General features: G+C 46.8%; 14 protein-coding genes. 4 read left to right on the top strand and 10 right to left on the bottom strand.

Annotated features, from left to right (window positions below):
- Window positions 1-106 precede the first annotated feature (106 nt).
- Complete coding sequence (locus ACTHUG_RS10355; RefSeq protein WP_440386658.1) at window positions 107-1,318, top strand: acetate kinase; 1,212 nt, start codon at window positions 107-109, stop codon at window positions 1,316-1,318.
- A gap of 58 nt (window positions 1,319-1,376) precedes the next feature.
- On the opposite strand, the gene purM is transcribed toward ACTHUG_RS10355, so the two are convergent.
- Window positions 1,377-2,411 (bottom strand): phosphoribosylformylglycinamidine cyclo-ligase, encoded by a 1,035-nt coding sequence (gene purM, locus ACTHUG_RS10350; protein WP_440386659.1) that lies wholly within the window; start codon window positions 2,409-2,411, stop codon window positions 1,377-1,379.
- 203 nt (window positions 2,412-2,614) lie between these two features.
- On the opposite strand from purM, the gene ACTHUG_RS10345 reads away from it, so the two are divergent.
- Together ACTHUG_RS10345 and ACTHUG_RS10340 are read left to right on the top strand one after the other, a co-directional pair.
- Window positions 2,615-3,685 carry an AI-2E family transporter gene (locus tag ACTHUG_RS10345; RefSeq protein WP_440386660.1) on the top strand — a complete coding sequence of 357 codons (1,071 nt, stop codon included), beginning with the start codon at window positions 2,615-2,617 and terminating at the stop codon, window positions 3,683-3,685.
- Between the two features lie 66 nt (window positions 3,686-3,751).
- Window positions 3,752-4,468 carry an S-methyl-5'-thioinosine phosphorylase gene (locus tag ACTHUG_RS10340; protein WP_003746659.1) on the top strand — a complete coding sequence of 239 codons (717 nt, stop codon included), beginning with the start codon at window positions 3,752-3,754 and terminating at the stop codon, window positions 4,466-4,468.
- A gap of 46 nt (window positions 4,469-4,514) precedes the next feature.
- On the opposite strand, the gene ACTHUG_RS10335 is transcribed toward ACTHUG_RS10340, so the two are convergent.
- From ACTHUG_RS10335 to ACTHUG_RS10325, 3 genes are all read right to left on the bottom strand, one after another.
- Window positions 4,515-5,009 carry a hypothetical protein gene (locus ACTHUG_RS10335; RefSeq protein ID WP_070822153.1) on the bottom strand — a complete coding sequence of 165 codons (495 nt, stop codon included), beginning with the start codon at window positions 5,007-5,009 and terminating at the stop codon, window positions 4,515-4,517.
- Between the two features lie 149 nt (window positions 5,010-5,158).
- A complete protein-coding gene (locus tag ACTHUG_RS10330; RefSeq protein WP_036490891.1) occupies window positions 5,159-5,593 on the bottom strand; it encodes a hypothetical protein in 435 nt (144 codons plus the stop codon).
- On the bottom strand, window positions 5,586-6,893 hold the full coding sequence (locus ACTHUG_RS10325; RefSeq protein WP_440386661.1) for a homoserine dehydrogenase: 1,308 nt from the start codon (window positions 6,891-6,893) through the stop codon (window positions 5,586-5,588). The genes ACTHUG_RS10330 and ACTHUG_RS10325 overlap by 8 nt, the downstream gene beginning before the upstream one ends.
- A gap of 206 nt (window positions 6,894-7,099) precedes the next feature.
- Here ACTHUG_RS10325 and ACTHUG_RS10320 point away from each other — a divergent pair, with 206 nt between their 5' ends.
- Window positions 7,100-7,474: an MTH938/NDUFAF3 family protein gene (locus ACTHUG_RS10320; RefSeq protein WP_440386662.1), complete on the top strand. Its 375-nt coding sequence runs from the start codon at window positions 7,100-7,102 to the stop codon at window positions 7,472-7,474.
- A gap of 297 nt (window positions 7,475-7,771) precedes the next feature.
- Here ACTHUG_RS10320 and ACTHUG_RS10315 read toward each other — a convergent pair whose 3' ends face one another.
- From ACTHUG_RS10315 to ACTHUG_RS10290, 6 genes are all read right to left on the bottom strand, one after another.
- A complete protein-coding gene (locus tag ACTHUG_RS10315) occupies window positions 7,772-7,927 on the bottom strand; it encodes an RHS domain-containing protein (RefSeq protein WP_440386663.1) in 156 nt (51 codons plus the stop codon).
- Window positions 7,928-8,192: 265 nt separating this feature from the next.
- Window positions 8,193-8,555, bottom strand: coding sequence for a hypothetical protein (locus ACTHUG_RS10310; RefSeq protein WP_440386664.1), 363 nt, complete (start codon window positions 8,553-8,555; stop codon window positions 8,193-8,195).
- Between the two features lie 9 nt (window positions 8,556-8,564).
- The gene (locus ACTHUG_RS10305; protein WP_440386665.1) at window positions 8,565-10,265 is read right to left on the bottom strand and encodes an RHS repeat-associated core domain-containing protein; all 1,701 of its coding nucleotides are present in this window, start codon (window positions 10,263-10,265) and stop codon (window positions 8,565-8,567) included.
- A gap of 66 nt (window positions 10,266-10,331) precedes the next feature.
- The gene (locus tag ACTHUG_RS10300; RefSeq protein WP_440386666.1) at window positions 10,332-11,306 is read right to left on the bottom strand and encodes a PoNe immunity protein domain-containing protein; all 975 of its coding nucleotides are present in this window, start codon (window positions 11,304-11,306) and stop codon (window positions 10,332-10,334) included.
- A 116-nt stretch (window positions 11,307-11,422) separates the two neighbouring features.
- Window positions 11,423-12,940 (bottom strand): hypothetical protein, encoded by a 1,518-nt coding sequence (locus tag ACTHUG_RS10295; protein ID WP_440386667.1) that lies wholly within the window; start codon window positions 12,938-12,940, stop codon window positions 11,423-11,425.
- Window positions 12,941-12,943: 3 nt separating this feature from the next.
- A partial coding sequence (locus tag ACTHUG_RS10290) for a DUF2345 domain-containing protein (RefSeq protein WP_440422241.1) occupies window positions 12,944-13,922 on the bottom strand: 979 nt, incomplete at its 5' end.

Below are 13,922 nucleotides of genomic sequence, written 5' to 3'. Positions count from 1 at the left end.
GACTAAACACCAAACCAAAGGCAATCTGGAAAGCTCTCAAATGTTCTTGCTCTTTTCAGACGGCCTGAGGCCAAAAAAACAATCAAAAATTCAAAGGAGAAACACCATGTCCAACCAACTCATTCTTGTTCTGAACTGCGGCAGCTCTTCACTCAAAGGTGCCGTTATCGACCGTAAAAACGGTAAAGTTCTCTTAAGCTGTCTCGGCGAACGTTTGGGTACGCCCGAAGCAGTGATTACGTTCAGCAAAGACGGCAAAAAATGCCAAACAGCTTTGACCGGCCGTAACGATCATGCCGGTGCCGTAGGTATGCTGTTGAAAGAGCTTGAAAAACACGGCCTGCACGACCGCATTAAAGCCATCGGCCACCGCATTGCCCACGGTGGCGAGAAATACAATGAATCTGTTTTGATCGACCAGGCGGTCATGGACGAACTCAAAGCCTGCATTCCTCTTGCTCCGCTGCACAACCCTGCCAATATCAACGGTATTTTGGCCGCGCAAGAACATTTCCCCGGTCTGCCCAATGTCGGCGTGATGGATACTTCGTTCCACCAAACCATGCCGGAGCGTGCCTACACTTATGCCGTTCCACGCGAATTGCGTAAAAAATACGCTTTCCGCCGCTACGGTTTCCACGGTACCAGTATGCGTTATGTTGCCCCGGAAGCCGCACGCATCTTGGGCAAACCGCTGGAAGACATCCGTATGATTATTGCCCACTTAGGCAACGGCGCATCCATTACCGCCATTAAAAACGGCAAATCCGTTGACACCAGTATGGGCTTCACGCCGATCGAAGGTTTGGTAATGGGTACACGTTGCGGCGACATCGATCCGGGCGTATACAGCTATCTGACTTCCCATGCCGGTTTGGATGTTGCCCAAGTTGATGAAATGTTGAACAAAAAATCAGGATTGCTCGGTATTTCCGAACTTTCCAACGACTGTCGTTCTTTGGAAATCGCGGCGGACGAAGGTCATGAAGGTGCACGTTTGGCTTTGGAAGTCATGACCTACCGCCTTGCCAAATATATTGCTTCGATGGCGGTGGCTTGCGGCGGCGTAGATGCGCTCGTATTTACCGGCGGCATCGGCGAAAACTCGCGCAACATCCGTGCCAAAACCGTTTCCTATCTTGATTTCTTGGGTCTACACATCGACACCAAAGCCAATATGGAAAAACGTTACGGCAATTCAGGCATTATCAGTCCGACCGGTTCTTCTCCGGCTGTTTTGGTTGTGCCAACCAATGAAGAGCTGATGATTGCCCACGATACGGCGCAATTGGCCGGCTTTTTGGAAGAAGTAGGCTAGGGCAGTGTAAACAAAAAAGTGCGGATTCATCATCCGCACTTTTTCATTGGATCTCAAATCAAGCCACTTGGGTTTGATGTTCGTCACCGTTGCGCTCACGAATAACGCCCAAACGATAAACGGTTTCGCCTTGTTCGCTCAAGAATGCCTGTACCGCATCGGCATCTTCTTTGGCAATGATAACGACCATGCCGATACCGCAGTTGAACGTACGGTACATTTCTTGGGTTTCCACATTGCCCGCTTTTTGCAGCCATTGGAACAATTTAGGCAATTCCCACGCTTTGGCATCGATTTGCGCAACAGTATTTTCAGGCAAAACGCGAGGTACGTTTTCGGTAATGCCGCCGCCGGTAATATGGGCCATGCCTTTAATGGTGAATTTTTCCAAAGCGGCAAGGATAGGTTTCACATACAGGCGGGTAGGGGCAATGATGGCTTCGCGCAAAGTTTTGCCGTTGTCGAATTCCGCGTCCAAATCGGGATTGTCGCGCTCGATGATTTTGCGTACCAAGGAATAGCCGTTGGAGTGTGCGCCGTTGGAGGCCAAGCCCAAAACAACGTCTCCGGCCTGAATGCCGCGGCCGTTAATCACGCGTTCTTTTTCAACCACGCCGACGGCAAAACCGGCTAAGTCGTATTCGCCTTCGGGATACATGCCCGGCATTTCGGCTGTTTCACCGCCAATCAAAGCGCAACCGGATTCTTCACAGCCTTGGGCAATACCTTTAATCACATCAGTCGCGCGGGCAACATCCAGCTTGCCGCAAGCGAAATAGTCCAAGAAGAACAAAGGTTCTGCGCCTTGAACCAAAATGTCGTTGACGCTCATGGCAACCAAATCGATGCCGACCGTATCGTGTTTGTCCCAGTCGAAAGCCAGTTTCAGCTTAGTGCCGACGCCGTCCGTACCGGAAACCAATACCGGATTTTTGTATTTCTTGCCGATTTCGACCAAAGCGCCGAAACCGCCCAAATCACCCAACACTTCAGGGCGCATAGTACGTTTGGCAAAAGGTTTGATGTTTTCGACCAGTTGATCGCCTGCGTCGATATCCACGCCTGCGTCACGATAGCTCAAAGAAGTGCTCATTGGATTTCCTTATTCGGGTATGGGTAGATTGTCGGAGCGTATTTTATCTTAAATTGGAGGATTCAGGCTGAATTTTTTGGCATTATTGTCAACAATTTTTATTTTATCTTAATAGCCGTCGCGCTTTCAGACGGCCTTTGTGAATCTGTTATACTGCTTATTGATTTCGAAAACCTTAAACATCAATTGGGAAATACCTTTTTATGTATCAAAAGAAAGCGCGCGGGGCAAAACCGTGGATTATTATGGCTTGCGTCATCGCAGCCTTTATTTGGCTTTTATATGCTTTGGGCGATGTTTTGACGCCGTTTATTGTGGCTGCCGTTTTGGCCTATGTTTTGAATCCCTTGGTCGAATGGCTGCAATTGAAGCGTATCCGCCGCGCACCGGCCTCTATGATTATTATGGCGCTTGCTTTGCTGATATTACTGGCGTTGATGCTGATTATTATACCTATGCTGTTAAATCAGTTTAATAATCTGGCCGAACGCCTGCCGCAAATCGTAGGCTTTGTTCAAAACAAATTGCTGCCGTGGCTCAACAGTGTCAGCGGGGATTATATTCAAATCGATCAAGAATCAATCATCGCATGGTTGCAGTCGCATACGGATGAGTTGAGCAATACGCTCAAAGCGTGGATTCCTACCTTGATGCGTCAGAGCGGTAACGTCATCAGCGGCATCAGCAATTTGGTGTTGCTGCCTTTGTTGCTGTATTACTTCTTGTTGGACTGGAAACGTTGGTCTTCTGGAATCAGTAAACTGGTTCCACGCCGTTTTATCGAAACCTACACGCGTATCAGCAGTAATATGGACGAAGTTTTGGGCGAATTTCTGCGCGGTCAGCTGATGGTTATGATGATTATGGGCTTGGTCTATGGCTTGGGCTTGATGCTGGTCGGTTTGGATTCCGGCTTTGCCATCGGTATGATTGCCGGTATTTTGGTATTTATCCCGTATTTGGGTGCATTTACCGGCCTTTTGCTGGCGACAGTTGCCGCGCTTTTGCAATATGGCTCATGGCAGGGCTTATTGATGGTCTGGGCTGTATTCGGTGTCGGACAATTCTTGGAAAGCTTTTTCATTACGCCTAAAATCGTCGGCGACCGCATCGGCCTGTCGCCTTTCTGGGTGATTTTCTCGTTGATGGCTTTCGGGCAACTGATGGGTTTTGTCGGTATGCTTGCCGGTCTGCCGCTTGCTGCTGTGACGCTGGTTCTGTTGCGTGAAGGCGCATCTGCTTATTTCGGCAGCCATTTCTACAAACATAAATAAATCGATGATATTAAGGCCGTCTGAAATCCAAGTTTCAGACGGCCATTGATAATAAAGGAAGTTTATATGTTAGCCATTATCGGCGGCAGCGGCTTGACCAAACTGCCGGAGCTCGAAATTACCGAACGAAAAATCGTCCGCACCCCTTACGGCTTAACCAGCAGTCCTATTTTATTCGGCAGGTTGGGGCGTTTGGACATTGTTTTCCTTGCACGACACGGCTTCAGCCATACCATCGCGCCGCATGAAATTAACTATCGCGCCAATATCTGGGCGTTACATTCTTTAGGCGTTGAAAACATCATTGCCATTTCTTCAGTCGTCGGCATCAATCCTGATTTTGAAAACGGCAGCCTGGTGTTGCCGGACGATTTGATCGACTATACTTATGGCCGCAAAGATACCTTTTTTGAAGGCCAAGAATGCCCGGTTGTCCATACCGATTTTTTCAACCCTTATAGCAATGAGTTGCGGCAAGAATTATTGAATATCACGAAAGCGCACAATGTGCCGATTTACGACGCTGCCGTTTATGGTTGTCTACAAGGCCCGCGCCGCCCGACCCATGCCGAAATCGCCCGTTATCGCCGTGACGGGGTAGATGTACTCGGGATGACCGGTATGCCAGAAGCCGTTTTGGCCAGGGAGTTGAAAATGGCCTATGCCCACTTTTGCAGCGTCAGCAGCATTGATTGTTTTGATAATGGGAAAGGGAATGAAGGCTGTAACGAACAGGTTTCTATGACAATGACCAAAATCCGACAATTATTGAATGGTTTGTAACTGATAATGCCGTCCGAAATGAGGTTTTCAGACGGCATTGTTTTATTTAAGAAGCTGTTTCACGCGCCCAGTAGGGCAGGGAGGCTTTTTGTTTGCGGAACGAGGCAAGTTGCATGCCCCGACATTTTTCAAAAATCAATTCAACCCCGCTTTGCAAGTGCAAAATTAAATTAGTATGCGTTTCCGTTTTAATAAAATCAATATTTCGTTGCACCAAACGTTGAATGACGGCATACACATCAAGGCAGCCATTTGCGAAAAACCACGGATTTAACTTTACCCAACGGCCGCCACTTAAGGCCGCATCAGGCTGAAAATCAGCACGAATCTGAGTCAGTCGATTGTCGGAGAAATGCAGCTCGATGTCGCCATAAAGCCAAATATTCCAGCCTTTTTGTACCAACAAGCCTTTAGGGACGCAATCAGGCGCAGGGAACATCTGCAAAATAGACTCTGCCGATTGTCCGATTTCCAAATAATCAAACCGGCCAGTATACAAAAAATCATAAATATCAACGGCAATAGGAAAGTGGTAACGCATGGCAACAACCATAGAAAAGCAATTAACCAAGCTATCTTAAACTTAAAATATAATGAAATCAATTCTTATTACTATTAATTTAATATAAGAAAGGCCGTCTGAAATTCCAGACGGCCTTGTAGCTTTGGTTTAATTAAATAGATATTGGTTTACTCAGCCTTTAAATCAGCCACGCATTGCTTATCGCGTGCTTCAAAAGCTTCCGCGCCACCCAAAAGTTTGAGTTGCTCCTCAGGGCTGATTTTACCGAAGGTTCGGATTTGCTCGTCAGAGAGTTTGCTTAAAGGCTGATCCCACATGCAGACACAATAGTCTTGAGCCAATTTCTCGTTTTGCGCATCCAAACCTTTTGCCTTCAAATCAGCTTGCCATTTTTCAGCGAAAGGAATGTTTTTCACGCAAGACTCCACCACATTTTGTTTCATCTGCGGCTTGTTCATGGCGCATTGCGAGAGCAGGGCGGTCAGCGCCAGCAAAGACAAAATTACCCATGCCCAAATGCGGATGGTACGGATTTTTGCCTTGGCTTTCTTTCTGGCCGCCAATTGTTCTTCAGACGGCCTGTCTGTTTGTTGCTCAGTCATGCAGGCTTTCCATGCGGATCATGGTGATCGGAGCATCTACGCAGCTCAATGCTTCAATCGCTGCGATAGCGCGTTTGACATTACGTTCCACAGTTGTGTGAGTCAAAATCACGATTTCGGCAGTACTTTGATCAATCACACCTTTTTGAATCAAAGCCTCGATAGAAACATTTTCTTTGGCCAAGAGGGCGGCAATCTGACCCAAAGTACCCGGCTCGTCAGTTGCTTGAACGCGCAGATAGTAGCTGCTGGTGATTTCATCCATAGGCAGAATATTTTGCGCTTGAACTTGCGAAGGTTGGAATGCCAAGTGAGGGACACGATGGTCAGTTTCCGCTTCAATCAGGCGGGCAATATCAATGATGTCGGCAACCACGGCAGAAGCAGTCGGCAATGCACCGGCGCCTGCACCGTAATACAAGGTTTCACCAACCATATCGGCATTGACGCGGACAGCATTCATCACGCCGTTAACGTTAGCCAACAGACGGCTTTCAGGAATCAGAGTAGGGTGTACACGCAACTCGATGCCTTTGTCGGTTTTACGGGTAATACCCAACAATTTGATACGGTAGCCAAGCTCTTCAGCGTATTTGATGTCGCGGCTATCGAGTTTGCTGATGCCCTCCAGATAGCAGGCAGAAAAGTTCATCGGCGTACCAAATGCCAATGCACTCATAATCGTAATTTTATGGCCGGCATCATGACCTTCGATATCAAAAGTAGGATCAGCTTCAGCATAGCCCAAAGCCTGAGCTTCTTTCAGTACGTCTGCAAATGCACTGCCTTTTTCGCGCATTTCAGTCAGAATGAAGTTGCTGGTGCCATTAATGATACCGGCGATACTGCGGATTTGGTTCGCAGCCAAACCTTCACGCAAAGCCTTGATAATAGGGATACCGCCGGCAACAGCAGCTTCAAACTGCACCATCACATTTTTTTCTTCCGCCAAAGGGAAAATTTCATTGCCGTATTCAGCCAGCAGTTTTTTATTGGCAGTAACAATATGTTTGCCGTTTTCAATCGCCTTCAATACCGCATCTTTGGCAATACCGGTACCGCCAAACAATTCAACAACAACATCAACATCTTGATGCTGAACCAGCTCAAACGGATCTTTGATAAAAGCAGCATTCGGGCAAATTTGTTTGGCTTTTTCTTCGCTCAAATCGCAAACAGCAGAAATACGGACTTCACGTCCCAAACGGCGGCTGATTTCCGCAGCATTGTCCTGCAATACAGTAGCCGTACCGCCACCGACTGTACCCAAACCTAAAAGACCGATATTTACTGGCTTCATTGTGTCTCCTTTTGAGCCGATACTTTAAAATAATCACGAAAAACCAAGGCTTGTTATAATCGCTTGCAATCGTCAATTCAGAGCAAAGCATCAATGCACAAGGTCAAACATTGAATCCTACCTGATATTGCTTGATTTTGCACCTTTTTTTGCAAGTTTCCAGAGGCCGTCTGAAAAATTGTTCCGCCATAAAAACAGGAATTACCATGAAAATTACAGAAAATCATATCGCCGAAGCCACATCATTTTTTTCACCCTCGCAAGGCATATTGCAAATTGGTGAACAAACATACTCAAAACCCATTTGCTGGCAAGGTGGCAAAATTAGCATCATTCCTCAAGCGACCATCGGAGAATTAAACGAACAAATTTTTGTATCAGCAATTGAGGCAGCAGAAAACCGTCCTGAAGTCATCATTATCGGTACCGGAGCAAAACAACAATTCATGCATCCCAAAATTGCCGTAGCCTTATCAACTTACGGAGTCGGCCTCGAATGCATGAATACAGCCTCAGCTTGCCGAACTTTAGTTTTACTGCAAGGCGAAGGCCGAAGCACATGGGCTTGGTTGTGGCCATAATTTGTAGAAAAGACTATTGCATCACGCTAGTCCAAGTTCGCATAATTTATATTATGTTAAATTCATAATGCTAGTATTTTAGTCTGCTAACTCCTTTTTCTCTCATTAGTACAAATACTTACAGAATTTAAATATAAAAGGCCGTCTGAAAGGTTTTTCAGACGGCCTCTTTGTTTATATCCCCCCAGCCTTTTCTCAACAAATCCCTTGTTGTTAAATCCCCGGTTTTTTTCAATTTCATCCAGCATTCTTTTGGTTGTAATAACAAAACGGTTGTAGTGCAGCCTGTTCTTTTCATCATGATACTGAACAGAACGTGGACTTTGAGGCCGGCTGAACGATTTCGTTACGGATTCTGCCCCATGCTTCGTATTCCGCCGTCCATACGGCTTCGCCTTTGGCATTGTGTGCGGCAATCGGTGTGCCGAGATGGTCGAGTTGGTAATAAACCAATTCAGGCTGCGCTTCAGACTGCCCTTGGGGTTCGGGCGGGATTTTCAGCAGCGGATCGGTTTCGGGGTCGTAGCCGTACAGTTCGGTGGACGCCCGAATGTCTTTACTTCATGGCGATCCGATATTTTTAACTGAAAAGGCCGTCTGAAAAGAGGAGGAATTTTTCAGACGGCCTTAATAATAGTTATGAGTTTCTAACTTAAATATTTCATATAACTTTTTGAGTTTGCGGCTTACAGATTAACCTGTAACATACAATAAATTTCTAATCATTTTCAATATAGATATAACAACTAAACCATTTCCCAGATTGGATAAAACATAAATCATTTAATTCATGTGAAAACGGAGTACCATACTTGGTAAGTAATAAATTATATTCTTGTAACAAAGAAAAAGTATCTTCAGATATTGAAATAGTAAAACAACTATCAGTTATATTAAATTCATCCTCATCATTTGGATTTAGAAAAATCCGCAATAACAAATGATAGTCTCTTTTTTTCTTTGTTAGACAAACATTTGTACTCCAATAATTTCCCTCTTTATTTAAAGCAAAAATTAATTCTTGCAAATAAATAGCCTTGATATACCAATAGATGGTATCACGCCTAATTTCTAGATTCATAATTTCCTCTTAACAACAACAGTCTAATGGAACATGTATATTTTTCACTACATTGAAGTGAATACTACTTCCTTTTGGTTGCAAAAACTCAAAATGTACATGTGGCGTATTTGGTATTACTGGTTTTCCCATGCCATGAGTACCTAGATAATCATCAGGTTTTATTCTAAATTGCCTATTTCCATCTATGCTTCTCCATTTACCGGGAGCAATTTTCACAAAATTATCTCCAAGAAATTTAAGTCTTTCTTCTGCTATTTTACTTCTACAGATTTTTCTTCTCCATTCACTTAAATTTTGTGTACTTTTATTGGTTCTATCCTTACCTGACAAAACATTTTGACTTCTTCCTATTGAGCGATATTTTAGCCCCAGTGGATCGACCCATAACGTCGGATTCGGCGCATACTCAAACAGATTCACCCCACCCCATAATCCAATCGGGTCCTGACTTACAAACCGCCCGATTTCAGGGTCGTAATAGCGGAAACGGTTGTAGTGCAGCCCGCTTTCTTCATCGTAATACTGACCTTGGAAGCGGAACGGGATGTTGGCTTTGAGGCCGTCTGAAACGGTTTCGTTACGGATTCTGCCCCATGCTTCGTATTCGACCGTCCATACGGCTTCGCCTTTTGCATTGTGTGCGGCAATCGGCGTGCCGAGATGGTCGAGTTGGTAATAAATCAAGTCGGGCTGCGTTTCGGACTGCTCTTGGGGTTCGGGCGGGATTTTCAGCAGCGGATCGGTTTCGGGGTCGTAGCTGTACGGTTCGGCGGGTTTGTCTTCCCTTTCTATGCCTATCGGCGAGGCCGTCTGAAATTGCGCCAGCGGTTCGAATGTACCGGGTTCGAACAGATAATGGGTGTTTTGTCCGTTTGTGCTTTCGATGGCAAGGGTGTCTTCCTGCCAGTGGTAGACGGTGGTTTCCCCGGTGCGGATTTTGGTAGTACGCCTGCCCAACGGATCGTAGCGGTATTCGGTACTGCCGTTGCGGTTTTCTATTTTGATGAGTTGGTTGTAGCCGTTCCAATGGTAGTCTGTAGTTTCTCCATTGCGGGTTTTGCGGATCAAGTTGCCGCGTTGGTCGTAGTCGTAGTGTACGCCTGCGTACTCTTTAAGCAGGTTGCCCCAGACTTTGTTTAGGGATGGTTTTTCTTGGCTGTTTGTTTGGTCTGCCTGATCTTGTTTGTTGCCGCTTAGGTCAAGACGGTTGCCTGCGGGATCAAAGGCAAAGGTTTCGCTAAAATCGGGCGTGACGGCGGCGATCAGTCTGCCGATGGGATCGTAGCGGTATTGGGTTTGGCCTCCTTTGCTTTGGATATGGGTCAGTTGTCCGGCGGCATCGTAGCCGTATTCGCGCCGGCTGCGGTTGTGGATTTGCTGCAGGATTCTGCCCATGGGGTCGTATTGTGTTTGTTGGCGGATATGTTTGCCAAAGGTGCGTTCGGTTTTGCGGTGTAGTTTGTCGCGCTCGAAGGCGGCTATTTCGTTACGGTTGAGGGTGATACCGTGCAGGTGGCCGCTGCCATAGTGGAGATAACCGATACGCTGCCCGTCGGGACGGATGGTTTCGGTACGGTTGCCCAATGCGTCGTAGCGGTGATGCCAGACGTGGCTTCGGGCTGTGCCGTCCAGACTGTCGTGGCGGTATTCCCTGATGAGGTTGCCGAGTTTGTCGTAGAAGTATTGGTGGCGGCTACTCTTGTGCATTATGCAAAAGGCCGTCTGAAAACCCGATATGATTTCAGACGACCTTTTTATCGTTTCGTTTATATTTTACTTTTGAAGCTCTTCCAATTCTTTTTCGCTGAAACGGACTTTGCCTTTGTCTTCGCGTTTGAGCAATCTCCAAACGGTATCTTCCCGAAAAATAGGATTACCCTTCTCATCCCTCTTCGCACTGACTTGTCCGGCAGGCAGAAGCTCGCCCTGCTTGATTTGGATCTCATGCCCAATGAAATTGTTTATACCGTATCTTCCTGAAAACGGGGCGTGTGTGCCTGCATTGAGCAACAGGGGGAGATTACCGTCACAGTCTTGTTCCTGTTCCCGTTTGAGTTTCTGCTCCCGAGCCCAATCCACCATATCTTTGGGGTAGTACAGGTATTGCCGCAAGGAGGTATCGTCCAAGTCTTTCAAATAGGCGATGGCAGCGGATTCGAAGCTCCAGTAGCCGATATAGCCACCGTATTCGGGATCTTGCTCCAAATGAGTGTCGATGAGGGGATTGCCGATTTTTCGGTTGCCGTCGTACCAACCGGCGAGATAGGCGTTGAGGTGTTTCAGGGTTTCTTCCTTGCTCTCCGCCATGATTGCTTGTAGCAGGGGTTTGCGGAAATTATGACCACCGCGCCGGAATTTGGCTTTCGGATCAAAATCCATCGGAATAACCATATTGATCAAGGCATTAAAAGATGTATCAATAAAGCCGTCCAATTCATAGCACCGTTTGATAATTTCCAGCCAGTCAGCCTGTTCAAACAGAAGGCACAAGCCGATGGCGTTCACCAGAAAATCTCTGCCACTCGCCCCTCCGCCCCAAACGGACATTGTCCAACCTTCTTCGATCAGTTCGGGATCGTCCACGGGATATTTTTCATCGATTTCCAAACACAGGCGGCTGTATTCGATTGCCTGGGCAAAGCGTTCGCGGACGATCTCTATCGGATAACCTGCGGTGTATTCTGCTATGGTCAATACATATAATGAATCGACAACCGTTTCTGGTGGTGACGTTGGAAATTCATGCATTCCTTCTAATGCTACATTAAGTAACCACAGATTATTTTGATATGACTGTCTAAAAAACTCTTCTTTAAACAATCCCTGGCGGTCTTTATTGCGGTCGTACTGTATTGTGTTTTCTGTCATTTTCTACCTCTCGGTCGGTTGGTGGGTTTGGATTGGTTATGGCGTTTTTCCTCATTTCGGGCATCGCGCCGACGGATGGCGATGATGCGGTCGATATGCCTTTCGTTGTCGATATGTCTAACCGATATATCGTTATGATTTCGGTGTTTGGTTTCTTCGTATCCGTTCAATAACGCGTCTGCATGCTGCCAGCCGACGGTATCTGGGATATTCAGGGCAGTATAGATGATGTGGCGACGGTATAAAACTTTCCATTTTGATCTAACAATAATTTTTTGAAAATCGACCTGTACTGATATTGGCAATTGTCCTTTCTTAAACAAATCATTAATCCGTTCCTGAATCCACACATGATCCATTTGCACCACGTGCCTTCCGCCTTCCTTCTCCGACAATACGCCCAGCCTCTTGGCAATCTGGGAGTCCGTACCCAATGCAGTAAATGACCCTTTCGCTTCGATTACGGCATAGGGTTTGCCGCCGTTGGTTGCCGGATTTGCCTGCCAAAAGCTGTCTATGCCTTTGTCGCTACCTGCTATCGCCAGCTTTTTCAGTTTGCCCTTGTCGTTAAGCTTCCTCTCTTTCGCATCGGGTTTCCAACTTCCCGCCGTATGTTTGTCGTGTGCTATCCAATTTCCTTTACCCCAACCAAGTTTTTCCAAACAGTAGTAGTCGGCGATGTGCTCGCCGACCCCGCCGCCGAATGCCTTCCATCTTGAGGGTTCTCTTGCTTTCACTTGTTCCGCCATTTTTCCGGAAGTAGTATGTTTAGAAGGTCGGTTGTTTTCCTTTCCTCCATTTGTCTTCGGTTTGTTTGATCTAGGTGGCTTGGGCGGATGCGATTTTGCTGCAGGATGGTTCGGCGGCAGATTCTTGGGTTGCGGCGAAATCTTTGGCTGTATTTGTCGCGCACCGCTATTGTTGCTTCGATCCTTGCTTCTGGTAATCGCTTTTCGGATATAGCGGGAAAGTAGAATCAGGCAACTAGACAGATTCCTTTTTACAAAATCAAAACAGGCATTGATGGTGCCGGATACATCGAACCAGCGCCCAAATACACTATCTTTTGCCGAAGTCAATGCCGCTTTTCTCGCACTTTCCAACTCCCGCTCCAACCTACTGATATCGATAAGCTGCATCAAAAAGGCTTCGGGATTGACGGGAATTGGACGAAAATTGTTTCTCACCATCAATACATTGGCCTTCTCAATAATCCTTGTGATGATTTCAAACATCAACGGACCGTAAAAGTCAGGATTACGTATCAACTGTCTGAACGTCGTTCTAACCGGCGCACCTGCTCCGGGTATCAGGCAGACTATGCCCAGAATAAGCTGTAGTTTGAGTTCATTTTCTTCTTCCGGGGTTTTATAGTTTTGACGATATAAGTCCCATCCTGTCGATGTAATGTCCCGAATGCCCGCAACCACATTCAACGGCGGGATGGCTGTCGCCATATCTAGAAGCAGGTTTTTAACTGCCTCTTCTTCCTGTCTGGTCAATGTGATACTCATAGTTTAATCATCCTCGTAATCTAGATCGGAGTCTAGAAGCAAATCAATCACTTCTGAAAGTTTATCCTCCGGTATTTGCAAATCAAACTCCGCCAATTGACCAATAACCGCCTTTGCGGAGAAATCCTGTTCAAAATCTTCGATGGAAGGCAAATCGACAGGATCTTCGGAATAGCCGAAATAAACGTTGGCGGGACTGATATTGATATCTTTCAATACTGCCCTTCCATTTGTATCCAGCTTACCCGTATATTCCTTTCCATTTGCCAGCACCACTCTATAAGGGGCGTTACCGATAGGCATCAAGTTCGCATCGTGATAAAAAATCTCAAAGTCGTTTTTATGCATGGAAAACCCAGCTAAATCCAAATCCCATGCATTCGCCCCACCCACCACCAACGGCGCCCTCACCCGCACCACCTTCGGACTTCCGATCTCAACTTCCCCGTTACTCAACTTGATATACGCCCCTTTGCAGGTGATCAGAATCTCTTCCTTCGCCGCAATGGTGACTTTCCCTGCGCTGCTGGTTAACGCTGCGTCCTTCAAAGCATTCAGCTGCAATTCGTCATTCTGTGCCTGTACAGTGACTGCACCCTGATTGGCCTGCATCTTGATGCCGTTGCTTTGCGCAAACAGGTTAAGGCTCTCTGCCGCATGGGCGGTCAGGCTTTGGCCGGCGGTAATGTCGGTATGGTTGCCGCTGATAAGGTGGATGTTTTCATTGGCGGTATGCAGTTGGCTTTGCTCTGTTGCGGTGGCTATACCGGCCGGGGCGGTTTGGATCAAACCGGCCTCTTTCAGGTCTTTGAGGGCGTCTTTCAGACGGCCCCTTTGGGTTTCTTCATCGGTGTGGTGGTTGTTGGCGGTTTGGGCGGCTTTGTTCAGGCTTTTGGCCAGGGAGAGTGCCTGTTCGAGTTGGGCGACGGCATCGTCCATATCCAGCACTTTGCCGTTGGCATCCTGGTTTTGTGCACTGACA

Origin of the sequence: Neisseria sp. P0022.S009 (assembly GCF_051956675.1) — a bacterium.
Lineage (GTDB): Bacteria > Pseudomonadota > Gammaproteobacteria > Burkholderiales > Neisseriaceae > Neisseria.
Note: the sequence above shows the minus strand (reverse complement) of the source record. Positions and strands in the feature narration are given on the sequence as shown.

Bases quoted from the DNA above. Each gene is read 5' to 3' on its own strand.
- ACTHUG_RS10295 (WP_440386667.1), bottom strand. From the start codon at position 12,940: ATGAGTATCACATTGACCAGACAGGAAGAAGAGGCAGTTAAAAACCTG.
- ACTHUG_RS10320 (WP_440386662.1), top strand. From the start codon at position 7,100: ATGAAAATTACAGAAAATCATATCGCCGAAGCCACATCATTTTTTTCA.
- ACTHUG_RS10330 (WP_036490891.1), bottom strand. From the start codon at position 5,593: ATGACTGAGCAACAAACAGACAGGCCGTCTGAAGAACAATTGGCGGCC.
- ACTHUG_RS10325 (WP_440386661.1), bottom strand. From the start codon at position 6,893: ATGAAGCCAGTAAATATCGGTCTTTTAGGTTTGGGTACAGTCGGTGGC.
- ACTHUG_RS10340 (WP_003746659.1), top strand. From the start codon at position 3,752: ATGTTAGCCATTATCGGCGGCAGCGGCTTGACCAAACTGCCGGAGCTC.
- ACTHUG_RS10310 (WP_440386664.1), bottom strand. From the start codon at position 8,555: ATGAATCTAGAAATTAGGCGTGATACCATCTATTGGTATATCAAGGCT.
- ACTHUG_RS10305 (WP_440386665.1), bottom strand. From the start codon at position 10,265: ATGCACAAGAGTAGCCGCCACCAATACTTCTACGACAAACTCGGCAAC.
- ACTHUG_RS10300 (WP_440386666.1), bottom strand. From the start codon at position 11,306: ATGCATGAATTTCCAACGTCACCACCAGAAACGGTTGTCGATTCATTA.
- ACTHUG_RS10345 (WP_440386660.1), top strand. From the start codon at position 2,615: ATGTATCAAAAGAAAGCGCGCGGGGCAAAACCGTGGATTATTATGGCT.
- ACTHUG_RS10355 (WP_440386658.1), top strand. From the start codon at position 107: ATGTCCAACCAACTCATTCTTGTTCTGAACTGCGGCAGCTCTTCACTC.
- purM (WP_440386659.1), bottom strand. From the start codon at position 2,411: ATGAGCACTTCTTTGAGCTATCGTGACGCAGGCGTGGATATCGACGCA.
- ACTHUG_RS10335 (WP_070822153.1), bottom strand. From the start codon at position 5,009: ATGCGTTACCACTTTCCTATTGCCGTTGATATTTATGATTTTTTGTAT.